Below are 19,629 nucleotides of genomic sequence, written 5' to 3'. Positions count from 1 at the left end.
GAAGCATCAGTTCGGCAGACGCATATGTTTCTCAGTGAACAGGATATTTTACTTTTGCGTCCCCACATCTTGCATGATTACCTGCCGTCGCTGGCATTACGCGCCTGTTGTGACCGCCATGGCCGGCCGCAAGGCTTTATCGGCACGTTGGATAATAAGATTGAAATGCTATTTGTCGCCCCCGAATGTCGGGGAATGGGGATAGGAAGCACGCTACTGAACTACGCCGTCAACACGGTAAAGGCGACCCGCGTCGATGTAAATGAACAGAATCCGCAGGCTAAAGGTTTTTATGAACATCATGGGTTTCGTGTGATCGGTCGTTCAGAACAAGACGGTTTGGGAAATAACTTCCCGTTGCTGCACATGTCGCGCAAGTAAGTTCACCAAGAAAAAAGGCCGCTTACGCGGCCTTTTGGGTTATCGCTTTTACTCTTTGGGAGAGGCGTTCTCTACCCGACTCTTTAACTTTTGCCCCGGACGGAACGTGACCACACGGCGCGCCGTAATCGGAATATCTTCGCCAGTTTTTGGGTTACGTCCCGGACGTTGGTTCTTGTCTCGCAAATCAAAGTTGCCAAAACCCGACAGTTTGACCTGCTCGCCATTTTCCAAAGCGCGACGAACTTCTTCAAAAAACAGCTCGACTAGCTCTTTGGCATCCCGTTTGCTCAGCCCAAGCTTCTCAAACAGGTATTCTGACATTTCAGCTTTAGTAAGCGCCATAGGTTCAATCCCTCAAGGATGCTTGGAATCGCTGTTTTAATGCTGCTACGCATTGTGCAACGGTAGCGGCAATTTCCTCTTCTGCCAGTGTACGGGAGGTATCTTGCAAGATCAGACTCACAGCCAGGCTCTTATACCCATCCGCTACGCCCTTCCCTCGGTACACGTCGAATAAGTTTACGCCAACTAACTGATTTGCGCCAACTTTCTTACATTCGGCTAAAATGTCGCCGGCAGGGACGTTTTCAGCCACTACAATTGCGATATCACGACGGTTTGCAGGGAAGCGAGAAATATTGCTCGCATCAGGCAGCACGCGGTCTGCGACCTTGCTCCACAACAGTTCAAACACCACGGTACGTCCATTCAGATCCAGCTTACGCTCTAGTTCCGGATGGATAACCCCAATAAATCCAATGCGTTCCCCGCACAGATAAATAGCAGCACTTTGCCCCGGATGCAATGCCGGATTACTTTCCGCTTTGAATTCAATGTCGGATAATTTACCGGTCAGCGCCAGTACGGCTTCCAAATCGCCTTTTAAATCATAGAAGTCGACGGTCTGACGCGCCAGATCCCAGTGTTCTTCGTAGCGGCTGCCGGTGATCACGCCAGCCAGCATCAGTTCCTGACGAATGCCCAGATCGGCGCTGCTGTCCGGCACAAAACGCAGGCCGCTTTCAAACAGGCGCAGGCGGTTTTGCTGACGGTTCTGGTTGTACACCACCGCGCTCAGCAGGCCGCTCCACAGAGACAACCGCATGGCGGACATCTCGGCGGAGATCGGGCTGGGCAGAATTAACGCTTCTTCGCCGGGATGAATTAACGCCTGAATTTTAGGATCGACGAAACTGTAAGTAATTGCTTCCTGATAGCCATGGTCGACCAATAACGTCTTCACGCGCTTAAGCGAAAGATTCGCCTCACGGTGAGACGTCATCTTCAACGGCGCCTGTGTGGCGACATTCGGAATATTGTTGTAGCCATAAAGACGGGCGACTTCTTCCACCAGATCTTCTTCAATTTCCATATCAAAGCGCCAGCTTGGCGCAATCGCCTGCCATCCGGCGTCGATCTTCGTCACCTTGCAGCCCAGACGCTGCAAAATATCACTGACCTGCTCGTCGGCGATAGGATGGCCGATTAAACGATCCAGTTTCTCACGACGTAGCGTAATCGTCGCGCGGGCCGGTAAATCCGCCTCGCTGACCACCTCGACCACCGGGCCGGCCTGACCGCCGCAGATCTCAATCAACAAGCGCGTCGCACGCTCCATCGCTTTGACCTGCATCTCCGGATCGACGCCTCGCTCATAGCGGTGAGAGGCGTCGGTATGCAGGCCGTGGCGACGCGCACGTCCGGTAATCGCCAGCGGATTAAAGTAAGCGCACTCCAGCAGGACGTTGCGGGTATTCTCATTAACGCCCGAATGCTCGCCGCCGAAAATCCCCCCCAGCGCCAACGCTTTCTGCTTGTCGGCAATCACCAGTGTATCGGATTTCAGCTTCACTTCGTTGCCGTCCAGCAGCGTCAACGCTTCATTTTCCTGCGCCAAACGGACAACGATGCCGCCGTCGAGACGATCAAGATCAAAAGCGTGCATCGGCTGGCCTAGCTCCAGCAAAACGTAATTCGTGACGTCAACGACAGGATCGATGGCGCGAATACCGCAACGACGCAGCTTTTCGCGCATCCACAGCGGCGTGGCGGCCTTAACGTTAATGTCTTTCACCACGCGGCCCAGATAACGCGGGCAGGCCTGCGGCGCTTCAACCTGAATGGGGAAGGTATCCGTAATCGTCGCCTCGACCGGGGTAATCGCCGGTTCCGTCAGCGGCTGCTGATTCAGCACCGCCACGTCGCGAGCAATCCCGATAATGCCCAGACAGTCGGCGCGGTTCGGCGTTACGCTGATATCGATGGCGTTATCGTCAAGCTTAAGATAATCACGAATATCGGTACCGACAGGCGCATCCTGCGGCAATTCGATAATGCCGTCGTGATCGTCGGAAACGCCCAGTTCAGAGAAAGAACACAGCATCCCTTCAGACGGCTCGCCGCGCAGCTTGGCGGCCTTGATTTTAAAATCGCCCGGCAATACCGCGCCGATGGTGGCGACCGCCACCTTCAAGCCCTGACGGCAGTTCGGCGCGCCGCAAACGATATCCAGCAGGCGATCGCCGCCCACATTGACTTTCGTTACGCGCAGCTTGTCCGCATTGGGATGCTGAGCGCACTCCATCACCTCGCCCACAACCACGCCGTGAAAAGCGCCGGCAACCGGCTCAACGCCGTCGACTTCCAGACCGGCCATGGTGATTTGTTCCGATAGTGCTTCACTGTCAATCGCCGGGTTTACCCACTCGCGTAACCAGAGTTCACTGAATTTCATGATGATATTCCCGCCTTACTTAAACTGTTTGAGGAAACGCAAATCGTTTTCAAAGAACGCGCGCAGATCGGTCACGCCATAGCGCAACATGGTGAGTCGCTCCATGCCCATACCGAAGGCAAAACCGGAATACACTTCCGGGTCGATGCCCACATTGCGCAGCACATTAGGATGCACCATGCCGCAGCCCAGCACTTCCAGCCATTTGCCGTTTTTGCCCATGACGTCAACCTCAGCCGAAGGCTCGGTAAATGGGAAATAGGACGGACGGAAACGGACCTGGAGATCTTCCTCAAAAAAGTTGCGCAGGAAATCATGCAAGGTTCCCTTCAGATTGGTGAAGCTGATGTTTTTATCCACGATCAGCCCTTCCATCTGATGGAACATCGGCGTATGCGTCTGGTCGTAATCATTACGATAAACCCGACCCGGCGCGATGATGCGAATCGGCGGCTGCTGTTTTTCCATGGTACGGATTTGCACGCCGGAAGTTTGCGTCCGCAGCAGGCGGGAGGCGTCGAACCAGAAGGTATCGTGGTCGGCGCGCGCGGGGTGATGTCCGGGAATATTCAGCGCATCGAAGTTATGATAATCATCTTCAATTTCCGGTCCCGTCGCCACTGAAAAGCCCAACTCGCCGAAAAAGGTTTCGATGCGGTCGATGGTGCGGGTTACCGGATGCAGGCCGCCGTTTTCAATCGTACGGCCCGGCAGGGACACATCGATGGTTTCTTCGGCCAGGCGGGCGTTTAACTCTGCGGATTCCAGCGCCTGCTTGCGCGCATTCAGCGCCTCCTGAACTTCCTGTTTAGCCTGATTAATCACCGCGCCCGCGGCGGGGCGCTCTTCAGCAGGCAGCTCGCGCAGCGTGGTCATCTGAAGGGTTAAGTGACCTTTTTTGCCGAGATATTCGACGCGCACGGTATCCAGCGCGGCAACGTCTCCGGCCTCTTCTATGGCTGTTCTGGCTTTGGCTACCAGCTCTGCGAGATGTGGCATTGCATTCCTCTTCTTCTGCCTGTATGGCCAACTGTCATGATTGGAAAATATTTACCCAATAACGCGCGATGCTTTTCGCGTATTGAAAATTATGCTCATTAAACAAAAAAGCCTCCCTATAGGGAGGCTTAGGCGCTGCTTTTCGTTTCTTTTCTTACGCGCGAAGCCCCCTGAATTCAGGCGCTAAAGTAAAAAAAGAAACGGAAAATAGCAGTATGCATACTTGCGTTACCTTGTCGTCATCGTAAAACGGGAAAATAGAACTGCTTTATTGAAAGATGAGACGCTAAAAATGTCAACAGTAATACTTATTTATCTGAACCTTATCACCGCTGAAACTAAAAGAGGGAGCAAAGCCCCCTCTTTTAACTGACTTATGCCAGAGCTGCTTTCGCTTTTTCGACCAGCGCGCTGAAGGCGACTTTATCGAATACGGCGATATCAGCCAGGATCTTACGGTCAATTTCAACAGAGGCTTTTTTCAGGCCGTTGATGAATTTGCTGTAAGACAAGCCATTTTGACGGGCTGCTGCATTGATACGTGCAATCCACAGCTGACGGAACTGACGTTTACGTTGACGACGGTCACGGTAAGCGTACTGACCAGCTTTGATTACTGCCTGGAAGGCAACACGATAAACGCGCGAACGGGCACCGTAGTAACCTTTCGCTTGTTTCAATACTTTCTTGTGACGTGCGCGAGCAACCACACCACGTTTTACGCGAGCCATATGCTCTCTCCTAAAGTCTTATTCTAAATTCAAAAAAGGTTACTTATGCGTACGGCAAGCATGCGATAACCAGGCCCAGATCCCCTTTGGAGACCATGTCCTTCGGACGCAGATGACGTTTACGTTTAGTCGCTTTTTTGGTCAGAATATGACGCAGGTTAGCATGCTTACGCTTGAAACCGCCGCTGGCGGTTTTTTTGAAGCGTTTAGCGGCGCCACGTACTGTTTTAATCTTTGGCATGTTAATTTCCACTTCGCATTGTTAATTACAATGAATCAGATAAGGCGAACAAAACCCGCACAGCGCAAGCGCGGCGCGGGTTTGGCTACTTGAATGCCTTACTGTTTCTTCTTAGGTGCGAGCACCATGATCATCTGGCGGCCTTCAATCTTCGATGGGAAGGATTCAACCACCGCCAGTTCACTCAGATCGTCACGAACGCGGTTAAGCATTTCGATGCCAATCTGTTGGTGCGCCATTTCACGACCACGGAAACGCAGCGTGATTTTGGCTTTATCGCCATCTTCCAGAAAGCGAACCAGGTTGCGTAGTTTGACCTGATAGTCGCCATCATCGGTACCAGGCCGGAATTTGATTTCCTTGACCTGAATGACTTTTTGTTTCTTCTTTTGTTCCTTTGTAGCCTTACTCTTCTCATAGAGGAACTTGCCGTAATCCATGATTCGGCAAACCGGCGGCTCGGCGTTCGGACTGATTTCAACTAAATCAACACCTGCTTCCTCGGCTTTTTCTAATGCTTCATTCAGACTTACAATACCAAGCTGTTCGCCTTCGACGCCGGTCAGGCGTACCTCTTGTGCGCGAATTTCTCTGTTGATGCGATTAGGACGCGCCGGTTGAACTCGTTTTCCGCCTTTAATACCTTATTCCTCCAATTGATGAAGACTACGGCTGCGAATCTCTTGCTGCAGCTTACTGATTACTTCATTAACGTCGATGCTTCCCAAATCTTTTCCTCGGCGGGTACGGACAGCAACTTTTCCTGCCTCTACCTCTTTATCGCCGCAGACCAGCATGTAGGGAACACGCCGTAAAGTATGCTCGCGGATTTTAAAGCCTATCTTCTCATTTCTCAAGTCTGCTTTTACGCGAATGCCTGCTTCTTGCAATTTTTTGGTCAATTCGCCGACATAATCAGACTGGCTGTCAGTGATATTCATAATCACCGCTTGTACCGGAGCTAACCAGGTTGGGAAGAAACCGGCGAATTCCTCGGTAAGGATACCGATGAAACGCTCCATTGATCCCAAAATAGCCCGGTGAATCATTACCGGCACCTGACGTTCGTTGCTTTCGCCCACATAAGAGGCATTCAGACGACCCGGTAATGAAAAGTCGAGTTGCACCGTACCACACTGCCAGGCGCGATCCAAACAATCATGTAAAGTAAATTCAATCTTGGGACCGTAAAACGCGCCCTCGCCCGGCTGATATTCAAATTCGATACCGTTCTCCGTCAGCGCGGCGGCCAGATCGGCCTCGGCCCGGTCCCAGGTTTCATCGCTGCCGATGCGTTTTTCAGGACGCGTAGACAGTTTCACCGCGATTTTTTCAAAACCGAAGGTGCTGTACATGTCGTACACCATTTTGATACAGCTATTGACTTCACCGCGAACCTGCTCTTCGGTACAGAAAATATGGGCATCATCCTGCGTGAAGCCGCGCACGCGCATCAGTCCGTGCAGCGAACCGGACGGTTCGTTACGGTGACAACTGCCGAACTCCGCCATACGTAGCGGCAGATCGCGGTAGGATTTCAATCCCTGATTGAAAATCTGTACGTGGCCCGGACAGTTCATCGGCTTGATGCAATATTCACGGTTTTCCGACGAAGTGGTGAACATCGCGTCTTTGTAGTTATCCCAGTGCCCGGTTTTTTCCCACAGCACCCGGTCCATCATGAACGGCCCTTTCACTTCCTGATACTGGTACGCTTTCAGCTTCATGCGTACAAAGGCTTCCAGCTCGCGGAAGACGGTCCAGCCGTCATTGTGCCAGAACACCATGCCCGGCGCTTCTTCCTGCATATGGTAAAGATCGAGCTGTTTGCCGATCTTGCGATGATCGCGCTTGGCCGCTTCTTCAAGCCGTTGCAGATAGGCGTTAAGCTGCTTTTTATCGGCCCATGCGGTACCGTAAATACGCTGCAACATTTTATTTTTACTGTCGCCGCGCCAGTATGCGCCGGAGGTTTTCTGCAACTTGAAATGATGGCAGAAACGCATATTCGGCACGTGCGGACCGCGGCACATGTCGATATATTCTTCATGATGATACAAGCCGGGGCGATCGTCATGACTGATATTTTCGTCAAGAATGGCTATTTTATAAGTCTCGCCGCGTGCGGCAAAAACGTCACGCGCTTCCTGCCAGCTGACTTTCTTCTTGATAACGTCATAATCTTTATTGGCAAGCTCATGCATACGCTTTTCAAGCAGATCGATATCTTCCTGGGTCAGGGTCCGATCGATGTCGACGTCATAATAAAAACCGTTGTCGATCACCGGGCCGATAGCCATTTTGGTATCAGGCCATAATTGCTTAATCGCATGCCCCAACAGGTGCGCGCAAGAGTGGCGGATAATCTCCAGGCCGGCGTCATCTTTCGCGGTGATGATGGCTAATTGCGCATCGTTTTCGATCTTGTCGCCGGCATCCACCAGTTCGCCATTCACACGTCCGGCGATACAGGCTTTCGCCAGTCCGGGGCCGATATCGAGGGCTACATCAAGGGGGGAAACGGCGTGGTCGTAATGACGCTGACTTCCATCAGGAAGCGTAATAACAGGCATTATAATTCCCTTATTTGCAGTGGTGACCCACACGAAAGATCACATACAAAATAATTTTCATTTAAATTCAATAAATTACCCATGCTATTCCTCTCTACTCTGCGGAATATGTACACATGGCGCTGCATAAATCAAAAATGCAGCCTGCGTGACATGGATAACGTCCCGGCAATAATACACCGTATAATGCTGGTGTTAAAGCAAAGCAGGGACGCTAATCATCGGCATGGCGCGCGACAAACGCGCCCCGGCAAGCCCTGCCGCACAGGCTTTTGAGTGAAAGCGGGTCTGATGTTGGCTCGACGGCCAATCAGTCTTCGTCTCGTTGGCGGATTCAGCTAATACATAACGCCGTCCACCCGACGAATGGGTATATCGTGATGACGACGACACCGCAGGAATTAAATGATATAAGCGGCTTTATTTTTCCTGACCCGTTCTCATCGCTATCTGTGCGTATACCGACTCATATCCCATCAAATCCTGTCTGGCGGCTGAAAATGAAGGATTCTGCGCATTGCGGAAAATGGTGTAATCGCCCTGTGGATAGAAATCACTGACGACGGTATGTCTTATTCCGCCGCTGTCATAGGTATAAATGTAGCTATATCGGCCATTGGCTTTTTCCCAGCCTCGGCACCTCACGTTGGTATCGCCGTATTTTTCCAAATAATGAATGGACTCGATCACCTGCTTGACGGTAAATCCCCCCACGTCATCAGCATCGGATCTCAGGATGATTTTACTGTTCATCACGTTTTCAGGGGGCGTTTCCTCAAGACATCCCGTCAAAAAGAAGGGGATAAACAGCATGATGAATGCCGGAGCTATTTTTTTACGCATAATAAAGACCCAGGTTACTTGACCTTACCTGGTCTATCGGTCGTTTCTGGTAAATCTTTAAAAATAGCGCCCGACTGAGGCTCAACCCACACATTTTCCCTGCCGTCTTTTTTATCTGACGTTGACTTACGCAGAGGTGGGTTACCGGTTACCGACGGGATAAACCTGTGATTCAGCCCGCCTATTACCATGCAAATAAATGCGGCGATGACGTAAATCTGTTAAATAGCCCGCTTTATTTAACCAAACGCTACGCTAACCTACCAACCATTCCCTGCAAATAATAACGTTGCCCATACGACTTTTTTCCATCGCGGTCATTGCCCATCCTTATTAAGGAATAACGTATGAAAATTAATCTGTTATCTATCATGCTGACGGGATTTTTTGCTGTTGCCGCCTTTGCCGCGGACGGCGTCATTCAAGATGGCACCTATAGGGCCGAGACCGTCAACTTTGACGATCATGGCTGGAAACCCTTTCTGGAACTGACTTACCAGGATGGAAAAATTGCGGCGGTAAAATTTGACTATACCAACGAGAAAGATGGTCGTCTGAAAACATCGGATCAAGCGTATGGAAAAAACATGGCCGCCGCGACAGGCACATCGCCGGAAATTTATACGGTAAAACTGGCCCAGAGCCTGGTGGCGCAACAAGATATTGAGCGCGTCGACGGCGTAACCGGGGCCACGCACTCGACGGAAGACTTTAAGATACTGGCCGGCGCGGCAATAGAGAACGCCAAAGCAGGTAAGACAGAGACGGCAAAAGTGGAATGAATGTCATCGTGAAGCGTAAAGTGCGACTATCTCGTATCGCGTTAAAACACGAGATAGTTTGCACTTACGCTATTCCGGACGGGATCGATCTGATGCCGGCAAAACATGCTTAAAGCCGTTTTCCGATGGCTTACCGCAACCACGTGAATGAATTTATTACCCGGTTGTCAGCAAGGATGACGTTAGCAGAGATTATCGCTCGGGAATGATGTCTTTAAAATCGAGCGCGACATCGTCTTGCTCCGGCGATTTCTCAGCCGCTTCGCTCGCCTGCTGCGGCGCCAATCGTTTCAACAGTTCCAACTGCTGTCGCTGTTGTTCGACTATCTCCCGTAACAGTCTGATTTGCTCATTGGCTCTGACGCTCGCCCGGTTGATAAAAAACCAAACCAGTAATACCAGCAGCGCGACCAATACGGCAAAAAGCATTTCTAATGTGTTCACACCTAATCCATTCATAACAGTCTGCCAAACGACAACTCACGAGGATCCATCTTAGCACCAAGCTCCGGGTAAGTTCGATATCCTTGCCATATCCGATACGGGCGATAAACCTCGACGTTGACATGTAAACGTCGCCGGCGAGGCCACAAAGGTATGGCTCGGAAAATCGTTCGCCAAGACAAGCGCCATCCCAGTATGCGTAATGGGTAGCTGAGGGGATAGGCTTAAGACCGGCTTGTCAGGCTATTCCCGGCTCAGAATGGGTAGTCATGATAACCCATTTGCTCAGAGATATTTCTGGCGGCGGTATGGAGTATATCGACGTATCCGATCTTGTTTTCTTCAGAGAAACGAATGGTTGGGAATGAAATACTCAGACCGGCGATAACGACCCCGAAGCGATCAAACACCGGCACGGCGATACAGCGCAGCCCTTCTTCCTGCTCTTCGTTATCTTCGCCGTAGCCCTGCTCGCGAACGACATCCAACTGCGCCAGCAATTCCTCAAGCGAGCCGAGGGTATGGGGAGTGCTGCGGGTAAACTCGACGTTCGCCAGGATTTCATGAACCTCTTCCCTGTCGCGCCAGGCCAGCAGAACTTTACCAATAGCGGTGCTGTATAACGGGTTGCGGCGACCGATACGCGAATGCATGCGCAGGTTATACATTGAGTCAATCTTGTGGATATAGACAATGCTGTCTTCATCCAATGCGCCCAGATGAATGGTTTCCCGCGTCAGCGCGGAAAGCTCGCGCATCTGAATATCCGCGCTACGGATTAAATCAACGTTCTGCAACGCTTTGGCGCCGAGTTCAAACAGCTTTAACGTCAGTGAATATTTTTCCGATTCACCTTCCTGCGCCACATAACCCAAAGATTTCATCGTCTGCAAGAATCGATAAACGGTGCTTTTAGACATCATCACGCGCTGGGAAAGTTCGGTAATACCGATTTCGCGCTCTTCACCCAATGCCTGCAAAATACCAAAAACCTTTAGCACGGATGACACGGAATCGGGCTGTTTATCTAAATCTGCAATGGCCATTTTGTGGTTTCCCTACTTATTTTTCTTGTTTTAAAAAAATAGAACGCGGGTTTTAGTATAAGGGGAACACTTTGCTTAAGGCAATGGAACAGCGGCGATAATCAAGCCGCTGTAATGGATATCCGGCTATAAATAATATTGTTAGCCGCTTGCCGGCAATGCATTCAAGCGGGATAACCATGATCGGCGGGAAACAAAAAACAAAGGCCCGACAAGGGCCTTTGGAAAAACAAGTAAGCTTACTTCAGATAGGCGCCAGAGCGCAGCGCTTCAATGCGTTTATCCAGCGGGGGGTGCGACATAAACAATTCGCTGAACGACTTGGATTTACCATTGATACAGAAAGCCATAATGCTGCCTTCTTCCTGCGGTTCATAACTGGTCTTCAAACGCTGTAAGGCCGCAATCATTTTTTCACGCCCGACCAGCTTCGCCGAACCGGCATCCGCATGGAACTCACGATAGCGCGAGAACCACATGGTTATGATGCTGGCAAGAATGCCGAACACCAGTTCCAGCACCGTCGCAACGGCAAAATAGATCAGCGGATTACCGTTGCTGCTCTCTCCGTCGCTACGATTGCCGGACAGGAAACCGGAAGCGAGCTGAGCGATGATACGGGAAATAAAGATGACGAAGGTGTTCACGACGCCCTGAATCAAGGTCATGGTCACCATATCGCCATTAGCCACGTGGCTGATTTCATGCGCGATCACCGCTTCCGCTTCATCACGGCTCATGTTTTGCAGTAGCCCGGTGCTGACCGCGACCAGCGACGCGTCTCGGCGGGCGCCGGTCGCAAACGCGTTAATATCCGGCGCATGATAAATCGCCACCTGCGGCATAACGATACCGACCTGCTGAGACTGCGAACGGACGGTTTCCAGCAACCAACGTTCCGTCTCATTCCGTGGTTGCTCAATCACTTCCCCACCGACAGATCGTAATGCCATCCATTTAGACATCAGCAGTGAGACAAAGGCACCGCCAAAGCCGAACAGCCCGGCCATGATCAATAAACCCTGGGCACTGCTGCCTTGGATTCCCGTCAGGCTAAGAATCAGCCCGAAAACCAACATCACCGCCAGGTTGGTGATCAGGAAAAGCGCAATACGCATCATAGAAGTCTGATTTCCTCTCGCAGAAAAATAAAAAGTTTGTAACGCATACATCGTATGGGCTGTGCCGCCATTTTCAAGCATTCTTAACTTTTCAGTTACTAAATCAACATAACTTTACATTTTATAAGGAGAAATCCCCAATGCCGGGGCCAGTTGAATGCGCGTATTGATAACAAATCCATTACAGAAGCTGACCGCCATACAGAAAACGGGAGCAATCATGCTCCCGTCAGAATAACGATACGCCGGCGGCGTTAAACAGCAACGCTGGCCTGGTTAACTTTGCGCATGCGCCACGGCGGTCTTCATTGAAGACGCCGGTTGGCGTTTCGGCGGTTTTATCCACAGCGCGATCAGCAACGATACTCCCGACATCACGATGATCGCCATAAAGGTCGCGTGGAAACCGCCCAACTGCGTGGCGATGAACGATCCGGACAGCGCGCCGATGCCGAATCCCTGATAAATCACGCCATAGTTCTTACTGTGATTTTCCAGGCCGAAAAAGTCGCCCACGATTGCCGGGAAGACGGTGATATTGCCGCCGAAGCAGAAAGCAATCGCACTGACGCAGGCAAAGAACAGGAGCGGATTAAGCGGCAGGAAGGTCATCACGGAAACCGCAATCATGGTAACCAGCAGGGTAAAGGCTATCACTCGCAGACGACCGACATTGTCTGAAATCGCGCCAAGCACGATGCGCCCTGCCGTGTTGAATACGGCAATCGCAGAAACCGCGTTAGCCGCCGTCGCCATGCTCATGCCGGCCATCTGCACGCCGATATCTTTTACTACGCCGATCAGATACAAACCACTCATGCAGGCGGTAAAAAAGATGATGAACAGCAGATAAGATTCTTTCCTCGCCAGCATCTCGCCCAATGAAAAATCAGGCGCGCGTCCTTGTTCCGACCGCCGATTTGCCGCCACGCTCAAATCCGGTTCTTTCAACAGCGCGCTGCCGGCAATAATCATTGCCATCACAATAACGCCCCAGTAAAAGAAAGTCGCTGAGACGCCGACTTCAGCAATCAGGAACTGATTGACATATTTGAACAACAAGCTGCCCGCGCCAAAGGCTCCGACAGAAATACCGGCGATTAAGCCTTTACGTTCGGGAAACCACTTAATCAGATTGGACAACGTCGTGATGTAGGCGGCGCCGTCGGCAAAACCGACCACCACGCCCATCAAAAGATAGACCAGCGCAATCGACGACGCGCCGGAGACGGCCATCAGACCTGATCCCAGAGCAATACCGGCTAACAAAGTCAAACGACGAATACCGACGCGTTCCTGAAATTTACCGGCAAACAATGTCGCCACGGCCAGACTGAAACTGGTAATGGAAAAGGTGGCGGCCACGGAGCTCAGCGACCAGCCGAACTTATCAACCATCGGTTGATTGAACAAGCTCCAGGTATAAATAGTACCCAGTCCCATTTGGGTAATGATGGTGCCTAAAACGATTAAACTGCGATTTGCCGGTTTCGCCTGCATGGGTTTTCCCCTACATCTGAAATATGGTCCGAATAGATCGGCACGCTAAAAAATATAAGCTGATGTGTGGAGAAACATATCGCCGAAAAACACTGTCAGCTTAGGTGCTGAAGCCAGTATACAAGCGGGCGGACAGGGGTTGTTCGAATAGGGAATGAAATGCCTGAAATGCGGAATGAAATGCATCTAAAGACGCATCAATGACCTGAATTCTTTTATCTTGCTGCGGCTCACCGGCACCTCGAACTCCTGATCGTTAAGACGCAGAATATAAGTGTTGTTGAACCAGGGAACGATTTCGCGGATTTTAGTCAGATTAACGCAGTAAGAGCGATGGCAACGAAAGAAATACGCCTCCGGCAAGCGGCTACAGAACTCGGTGATATTCATCGGCATGATGAACTCCTCTCGCCGGGTATAAACCAGCGTGACTTTCTCCTGCGCCGCCGCGTAATAGATATTGTTAATATCCGTCACGATAATACGCTCATCTTTCACCAGATTGATGGTTTTCTGCACGTTGCGCGCCGCGCCGATGCTGTTCCCCTGCTCGGTGATCGCCGGCGACAGTCTCTGTTGCCAGAGCGCCTCAAGTTTATTCAGCATGGTCACGATACGCGACTCGTGATACGGCTTGAGTATGTAGTCGAAAGCCTCTACTTCAAAAGCTTCAACGGCATGCTCCTTATAGGCGGTAATAAAAATAATATAAGGTTTATGTACGAATTTACTGATATTTTGCGCCAGACAAACCCCATCCAGAGAGGGGATATTGATATCCAGAAAAATGGCGTCGACTTCGTTATGTTGCAGATACTTTAATACATCCAGCCCGTCATCGAAGGCCGCCTCGATACTGATATTGCTGTGTGCTTTGATAAGGTAGCTCAGCTCTTGCTGAGCCAGAAATTCATCCTCGACAATAATCGCTTTCACTGGCCCTCTCCTGACTGCATAATGCCGGCGCTCAGTTTATCTGGCGAACCACCGGGCGGCGAAATAATCGGTTGTTCACTACGCCGCGGAATATAAAAATAAATTTCGGTACCGGGTTCCAACCGCCGGATGTGCAATCCTTCGCCGTACAATAAACGAACCCGATGATGAACATTCAACAGACCGATCTTATTGCCCGGCACTTCATTTCTTGCCACCCGGTCCATCGTTTCCTGGCTGATCCCATGCCCGGTATCTTTCACGGCGACCATGAGCCTATCGCCCAAATCTTTCACCGATACCACTACCGTACCTTTGCCGCGACAGGGTTGAATACCGTGGACGATGGCGTTTTCCACCAGCGGCTGAATCAGCAGACTGGGGATTTTATAGGACAGATCGTCATCAATGTCATAGATAACCGTTAATTTCGTGCCAAAACGCGCCTGTTCGATGGCGATATAGTCGCGGATTTGATAGAGCTCTTTCTTTACATCAATCAGCGAATCGTCATTCAATTCCAGGTTATAACGCAGGTAACGAGACAAATTGATCACTAACTGTCGGGCGGTATCCGGATTAATACGAATCGAGGAAGAGATCGCATTCAGCGCGTTAAACAGAAAATGAGGATTAATTTTACTCTGTAACGCCCGCAACTCCGCTTTGTTGGCCATATCGCGCAGTTGTTCCGTGCGCGAAACTTCAATCTGCGTCGACATGATCTGTGACAGCCCCACAGCCATCACGCGTAGTGAATAGGTAATTTTATGCGCGTGGCAATAATAAATCTTGAGTGTCCCGGTCACCTGTCCGTGCTCCCATAAGGGGATCACGATCATTGAGTGAATTTGCGGCGTCAGGTGCTGCTCATCATTATTTTTAATGATGATTTTGCCGTCATTAATCGCCCGCTGCGTCATCGGACTGATGATATCCTGTCCGATATTATATTTTTCTTCGCCGATGCCGACATAAGCCAGAATATGTCGGGTATTGGTAATCGCCACCGCATCCGCATTAATTTCAGTGCGGATGATATTACAAATGGTCGTCAGCGAATCACTATTGATATTCCGGAAATAAGGCAGCGTTTTATGGGCAATATCCAGCGCCAGTTTAGCCTGTCTGGCGGCAATCACTTCTTTTTCGTTCGCGACGCTTTGCACCAGTAAAACAATCAGCCCGATGCACACCGTACCCAGGATCATCGGCGTAGCGATTTGCGAAACGATATCAATCCCCAGCTCGATGGGCTTCGCCCAGACCACCACCAGCAGCATCGTCAGGGATTCACACAGCATGCCGCCCAGAATACCCACGCTCCACTGTTGCTCTTTTTTGACTTTCAGATTAATACAGCCCGCCATCACGCCGGCAATAACGCTGGTAATCAGGCAGGGAACGGAGGTAATGCCGTCGATATCGATTAAATAACGGTGGATCCCGGCAATCAATCCGGTGGCGATGCCGACCCAAGGCCCAAACAAGATGCCGCCGGACATCACCGCAATGACGCGCACATTGACCAGAGAGCCTTCAACATTGATACCTGAGTAAGTGCCAAACAGAGCGAACAACGAAAAAATGGCCGTAGCCAGTATGCGCTCTCTTGGCGAATGCTGTTCCTTTTGCAGCAACTGGCGAAATTGCCGCGTCCGGGTAAGAAAAAACAAACAAATCAGCATCAACGCCGCACGGTCAAACACCGCCAATAGCATCTCGAATATTTCGTGCACAGAACATTCCGCAGGTCAGACGACAGGCTGGCCACTATAGAAAAAATGCGATCTATATTCCACTTTTAGCTGTTATCACGGATTGCGGCGAGATTAGGGTTAAAAACAACGTCTGTTACTTGACTCAAGAACGATTGAGCTTCAGCAATCTGGTGAACGCCTTCGCGGGCATCGGATGCCCGAAGAAATAACCCTGCGCCTCATCGCAACCGCGATTTTTCAGCAACTCACTGGCTTCCTGCGTTTCAACGCCTTCGGCAATCACGCCGAGTCCAAAGCTTTTGCCAAGGTAGAGTACGGCCCAAACAATGGCCGCATCCGTATCGGATTCACACAAGGTGCGCACAAAGGTTTGATCGATTTTAAGGCGCGTGACCGGATAGTTTTTCAACACGCTGAGCGAGGCGTAGCCGGTCCCGTAATCGTCAAATGCGATGCCGATCCCCGCCTCTCGCAGTTCATGCAGCGGTTGCAACATGTTTTCATCATGGCGCAGGATGATATTTTCCGTAATTTCCAATTCCAGCGAGCCGGGCCGTAAACCGGTTTCCTTCAGGATACGCATAATCTGTTGCGCTAAAGCGCCTGAGCGGAACTGCGCGCTGAACAGATTGATGCTGATGCGAAAATCTTTCGCACCCGCGCGACACCATGCGGCGGCCTGTTTACAAGCCGTCCTTAAGACCCAGTCGCCGATATATTCAGCCCAGGGGCCGCACTCCAGCGCGGTGAGAAACGCACTCGGGGCAAGCAGGCCTTTATCGGGATGGCGCCAACGAAGCAGCGCCTCCGCCCCCACTATTTTGTTATTCGACAGGCAAACAAGCGGTTGATAAAACACTTCAAATTCGTGATTTTCATAAGCCCGGGCGAATTCTGACTGAAACGCCTGTCTGGCCTGAAAATTTTCCCGTAACGCATGCGTAAATAAACGATGGCAATTACCGCCCTCCGCCTTGGCCTGGTGCAGCGCCAAATCCGCGTTGGTCAGCAGCGCCTGCACGGTTACGCCGTTTTCGGGGTAGAGCGCCATGCCGATACTGGCGCTGATATTAATCAGGTGATCGCCCGTCACCATCTTCTGCGCTATGGCATGCGTAATCTGCCCGGCAATGTTGGCGGCCGCTTGCCGATTAGCCAATCCGGGCAATAACAGGGCGAACTCATCGCCCCCCATGCGCGCCGCCAGAACGTCGTTGCGCACATTCTCCCGTATTTTCCTGGCTACGTTGACCAGAATATCATCACCGCTGACATGTCCCAGACTGTCGTTGACATCCTTAAAACCATCCAGATCGATCAGCATGATGCAAACCGCCGTTTCGGTTTTCAGCGCCTGCGCCAGATTTGACGTCAATAAGGCCCGATTCGCCAGACCGGTTAACGGATCCAGATGCGCCAGCAAAAACAATCGTTCTTCATTACGGCGGCGCTCGTTTACATCGCGCAAGACAGCGCCGTAACTGACCCGATGCTTATCGCTCCAGATTGACGGAAACAGCTCGACGAGAAGTGAAACGCCGCTTTTGGTGTGAACATTCAACTCCAGCGCGGCGCCTTTCGCCAACGATGCGCCATCCGCAGAGCACTGTTGCAAACGGGTGACAAAAGAATCGGGGAAGATGCTATCGATGCCGCGGCCGATAAGCTCATGATCGGCGTAGCCGAGCATCTTTTGCGCGGCGGCATTGCAAAAAGTGATGGCGCCCTTCTCATTAATGCAGATAACGGTGTTGGAGGAGGTTTGGGCAATATCTTCAAAACGCGCCTGCCCCATCTGACTCGCCAGATTAAGCCGCCGCATCTCCAGCCGCTCCATAACCAGTAAAGCCAGATCCTGCAAACTATGTTCGTCTCTGGCGCTGAAAACAGGCCGCGGTTTGATATCAATAATGCATAGCGCGCCGATAGCATAGCCGGATGGCGTTCGTAAAGGGATGCCCGCATAAAAGCGAATGTAAGGCTCGCCCGTAACCAGCGGGTTGTCGCTGAAAAGCGGATCTTCTCTCGCATCGGGAACAACCAGAATGCCCGTTCCCTGCGTCGCATGCGAACAAAAGGCGATTTCAATTGGCGTTTCCTTTACTGAAAGCCCCATTCCCGCGGCAAACAACTGCCGTTCCGACTCCAACAGGGAGAGCAAAACAATAGGCGCATCGAAAATTTTTGCCGCCAGATCGATCAGGTCATTAAGGCCGGAATCAAACAATACGCCTTTAATGCCATACTCACGAAGAGCAGCAAGGCGATTCACTTCATCTTTACCTATCGGAGCACGACGCATGAAGCCCCCCTCTGGTATTCCTCTTTTTAATGCACAGGTTAAAACATAAGCTTTCAAATTATAAATCGAACGAACTATTTAATGTCACAAAGCAATATCAACAACAGGTGGAATAGCGCAAACTCGTAAGACGCGCGGCCAAGCTATATAAAAATATTATAAAGTATAGATTATTGTGACAAAAATTCGCGACTACCACGCCCTGATAAAAAGAATAACAAGGACGCTAAATATTAAAATATATAATATATTTTGGCATAACAGCGCAGCAAAATCCTGGCGTCAGGCTTGATAGCTATTTAAGATCGAGACGCACGATGCTTTCACTTGAGTCAGAGCTTCTTTCATTATGGTCAGGCGTGACTCAAAACGAAAGGAAGGTACGACAATGGAAATCGCATGGGGAGAGCAGCAATGCACTTGCAGCGGGATGCCGATGGCGCAGACCCCCTCGGCATGTTCCTGGTAATCAAAAGCGAAGCCGGTGGCTCTCACCCGATGGATATCCGCCAGTAGCTTGTCGAGCGACGTAATCGTATTTTTGGTCAGCGCGGGCATTCCATGCTTAAACAGACCGGCGATAGCGTCATCGTCCATACTGGATAAGATGGCCTTGCCATTCGCCATGGCATACAGCGGTTTCGGCCGATCGGCCGTCGGCACCACGCGAACGGTCTGGTCGGAGACGATACGATCGAGGCAATAAACCTCTGCGCCATAGAGTGTGGAAATATCCACCGTTTCGTGCGTCATCTCATATAACATCTCCATCGGGCGACGCAATTGGGCCGCGACATCCGAATAGGACATTTTGGCCAGTTCACTGATTCCCCATCCCAATCTGACGCCGGATTCGCTGCCCTCAACCAAATTTTCTTCTTTCAGCGCATCGACGATACGCTGTACCGTCGAACGGGGCAAATTGGTGCGTGACGCTAATGCGCCCAGGCTAATGCCTTCACATCCCAGGGCTCGCAGAATGCTTGCAGCCCTTGATATCACCTGGATCTTTTGGTTTTTTTTATGCATTGCCGCTCCCGGAAATATCTCAAAACCGTACCACGATGTGGCTAATATTGTATTGATATGAAATAAGCGTATTATGATTTTATGTTGACGCAAAGTTAAATTAACGTCAGAAGTTTGATGTAGCTTTGCAAAAATGCATAACGAAAAATCGGCGTTCGCTGCGCATCAAGGTAGGCAGACGAGGTTTATCTTGATACAACGTCTTGCCTGACCCATTGAATGTATTACAGCGTTCATGCTGCA

At 50.8% G+C, this 19,629-nt stretch carries 19 protein-coding genes and 1 other annotated feature; of the genes, 2 read left to right on the top strand and 17 right to left on the bottom strand.

Features of this window, described 5'->3' with window-relative positions; genetic code table 11:
- Window positions 1–24 precede the first annotated feature (24 nt).
- A complete protein-coding gene (locus ABRZ28_RS05760; protein WP_319602597.1) occupies window positions 25–381 on the top strand; it encodes a GNAT family N-acetyltransferase in 357 nt (118 codons plus the stop codon).
- Between the two features lie 48 nt (window positions 382–429).
- On the opposite strand, the gene ihfA is transcribed toward ABRZ28_RS05760, so the two are convergent.
- From ihfA to ABRZ28_RS05715, 9 genes are all read right to left on the bottom strand, one after another.
- Entirely contained in the window at window positions 430–726 is a 297-nt protein-coding gene (gene ihfA, locus ABRZ28_RS05755) for an integration host factor subunit alpha (protein WP_009112984.1), read from the bottom strand.
- A 4-nt stretch (window positions 727–730) separates the two neighbouring features.
- Window positions 731–3,118, bottom strand: coding sequence for a phenylalanine--tRNA ligase subunit beta (gene pheT, locus ABRZ28_RS05750; protein ID WP_330519702.1), 2,388 nt, complete (start codon window positions 3,116–3,118; stop codon window positions 731–733).
- A gap of 15 nt (window positions 3,119–3,133) precedes the next feature.
- Complete coding sequence (gene pheS, locus ABRZ28_RS05745; RefSeq protein ID WP_319602599.1) at window positions 3,134–4,117, bottom strand: phenylalanine--tRNA ligase subunit alpha; 984 nt, start codon at window positions 4,115–4,117, stop codon at window positions 3,134–3,136.
- A 101-nt stretch (window positions 4,118–4,218) separates the two neighbouring features.
- Window positions 4,219–4,344 (bottom strand) — a sequence feature (Phe leader region).
- Window positions 4,294–4,338, bottom strand: coding sequence for a pheST operon leader peptide PheM (pheM, locus tag ABRZ28_RS05740; protein WP_121514181.1), 45 nt, complete (start codon window positions 4,336–4,338; stop codon window positions 4,294–4,296). (Overlaps the previous feature by 45 nt.)
- A 147-nt stretch (window positions 4,345–4,491) precedes the next feature.
- Window positions 4,492–4,848: a 50S ribosomal protein L20 gene (rplT, locus tag ABRZ28_RS05735; protein WP_048639027.1), complete on the bottom strand. Its 357-nt coding sequence runs from the start codon at window positions 4,846–4,848 to the stop codon at window positions 4,492–4,494.
- 43 nt (window positions 4,849–4,891) lie between these two features.
- Window positions 4,892–5,089: a 50S ribosomal protein L35 gene (gene rpmI / locus ABRZ28_RS05730; RefSeq protein ID WP_048639028.1), complete on the bottom strand. Its 198-nt coding sequence runs from the start codon at window positions 5,087–5,089 to the stop codon at window positions 4,892–4,894.
- Window positions 5,090–5,187: 98 nt separating this feature from the next.
- Window positions 5,188–5,730: a translation initiation factor IF-3 gene (infC, locus tag ABRZ28_RS05725; RefSeq protein WP_072065893.1), complete on the bottom strand. Its 543-nt coding sequence runs from the start codon at window positions 5,728–5,730 to the stop codon at window positions 5,188–5,190.
- 3 nt (window positions 5,731–5,733) lie between these two features.
- On the bottom strand, window positions 5,734–7,662 hold the full coding sequence (gene thrS / locus ABRZ28_RS05720) for a threonine--tRNA ligase (RefSeq protein ID WP_319602600.1): 1,929 nt from the start codon (window positions 7,660–7,662) through the stop codon (window positions 5,734–5,736).
- A gap of 420 nt (window positions 7,663–8,082) precedes the next feature.
- Window positions 8,083–8,505, bottom strand: a complete 423-nt coding sequence (locus tag ABRZ28_RS05715) for a hypothetical protein (RefSeq protein WP_319602601.1) — start codon at window positions 8,503–8,505, stop codon at window positions 8,083–8,085.
- A 347-nt stretch (window positions 8,506–8,852) separates the two neighbouring features.
- Between ABRZ28_RS05715 and ABRZ28_RS05710 the strand changes: the two genes are divergently transcribed.
- On the top strand, window positions 8,853–9,287 hold the full coding sequence (locus tag ABRZ28_RS05710; protein ID WP_330519700.1) for an FMN-binding protein: 435 nt from the start codon (window positions 8,853–8,855) through the stop codon (window positions 9,285–9,287).
- A gap of 192 nt (window positions 9,288–9,479) precedes the next feature.
- Here the strand turns inward: ABRZ28_RS05710 and ABRZ28_RS05705 are convergent, their stop codons facing one another.
- The 8 genes from ABRZ28_RS05705 to ABRZ28_RS05670 form a co-directional block, all read right to left on the bottom strand.
- The gene (locus tag ABRZ28_RS05705) at window positions 9,480–9,746 is read right to left on the bottom strand and encodes a YebO family protein (RefSeq protein ID WP_330519699.1); all 267 of its coding nucleotides are present in this window, start codon (window positions 9,744–9,746) and stop codon (window positions 9,480–9,482) included.
- Window positions 9,747–9,985: 239 nt separating this feature from the next.
- A complete protein-coding gene (kdgR, locus tag ABRZ28_RS05700; protein ID WP_330519698.1) occupies window positions 9,986–10,777 on the bottom strand; it encodes a DNA-binding transcriptional regulator KdgR in 792 nt (263 codons plus the stop codon).
- A gap of 239 nt (window positions 10,778–11,016) precedes the next feature.
- A complete protein-coding gene (gene htpX, locus ABRZ28_RS05695; protein ID WP_319602605.1) occupies window positions 11,017–11,898 on the bottom strand; it encodes a protease HtpX in 882 nt (293 codons plus the stop codon).
- 276 nt (window positions 11,899–12,174) lie between these two features.
- Window positions 12,175–13,398 (bottom strand): L-lactate MFS transporter, encoded by a 1,224-nt coding sequence (locus tag ABRZ28_RS05690; RefSeq protein ID WP_319602606.1) that lies wholly within the window; start codon window positions 13,396–13,398, stop codon window positions 12,175–12,177.
- 186 nt (window positions 13,399–13,584) lie between these two features.
- Window positions 13,585–14,334 carry a LytR/AlgR family response regulator transcription factor gene (locus tag ABRZ28_RS05685; protein ID WP_319602607.1) on the bottom strand — a complete coding sequence of 250 codons (750 nt, stop codon included), beginning with the start codon at window positions 14,332–14,334 and terminating at the stop codon, window positions 13,585–13,587.
- Window positions 14,331–16,073 carry a LytS/YhcK type 5TM receptor domain-containing protein gene (locus ABRZ28_RS05680; protein ID WP_330519697.1) on the bottom strand — a complete coding sequence of 581 codons (1,743 nt, stop codon included), beginning with the start codon at window positions 16,071–16,073 and terminating at the stop codon, window positions 14,331–14,333. Before ABRZ28_RS05680 ends, ABRZ28_RS05685 begins: the two co-directional genes overlap by 4 nt.
- 124 nt (window positions 16,074–16,197) lie before the next feature.
- On the bottom strand, window positions 16,198–18,357 hold the full coding sequence (locus ABRZ28_RS05675; RefSeq protein ID WP_330519696.1) for a putative bifunctional diguanylate cyclase/phosphodiesterase: 2,160 nt from the start codon (window positions 18,355–18,357) through the stop codon (window positions 16,198–16,200).
- A gap of 282 nt (window positions 18,358–18,639) precedes the next feature.
- Complete coding sequence (locus ABRZ28_RS05670; protein ID WP_319602610.1) at window positions 18,640–19,386, bottom strand: IclR family transcriptional regulator; 747 nt, start codon at window positions 19,384–19,386, stop codon at window positions 18,640–18,642.
- Between the last annotated feature and the right edge of the window lie 243 nt (window positions 19,387–19,629).

This window comes from Brenneria sp. g21c3 (genome assembly GCF_040240345.1).
In the GTDB taxonomy this organism is placed as follows: domain Bacteria; phylum Pseudomonadota; class Gammaproteobacteria; order Enterobacterales; family Enterobacteriaceae; genus Brenneria.
The sequence above is the reverse complement of the archived record's forward strand: the minus strand, read 5'-3'. Positions and strand labels throughout refer to the sequence as shown.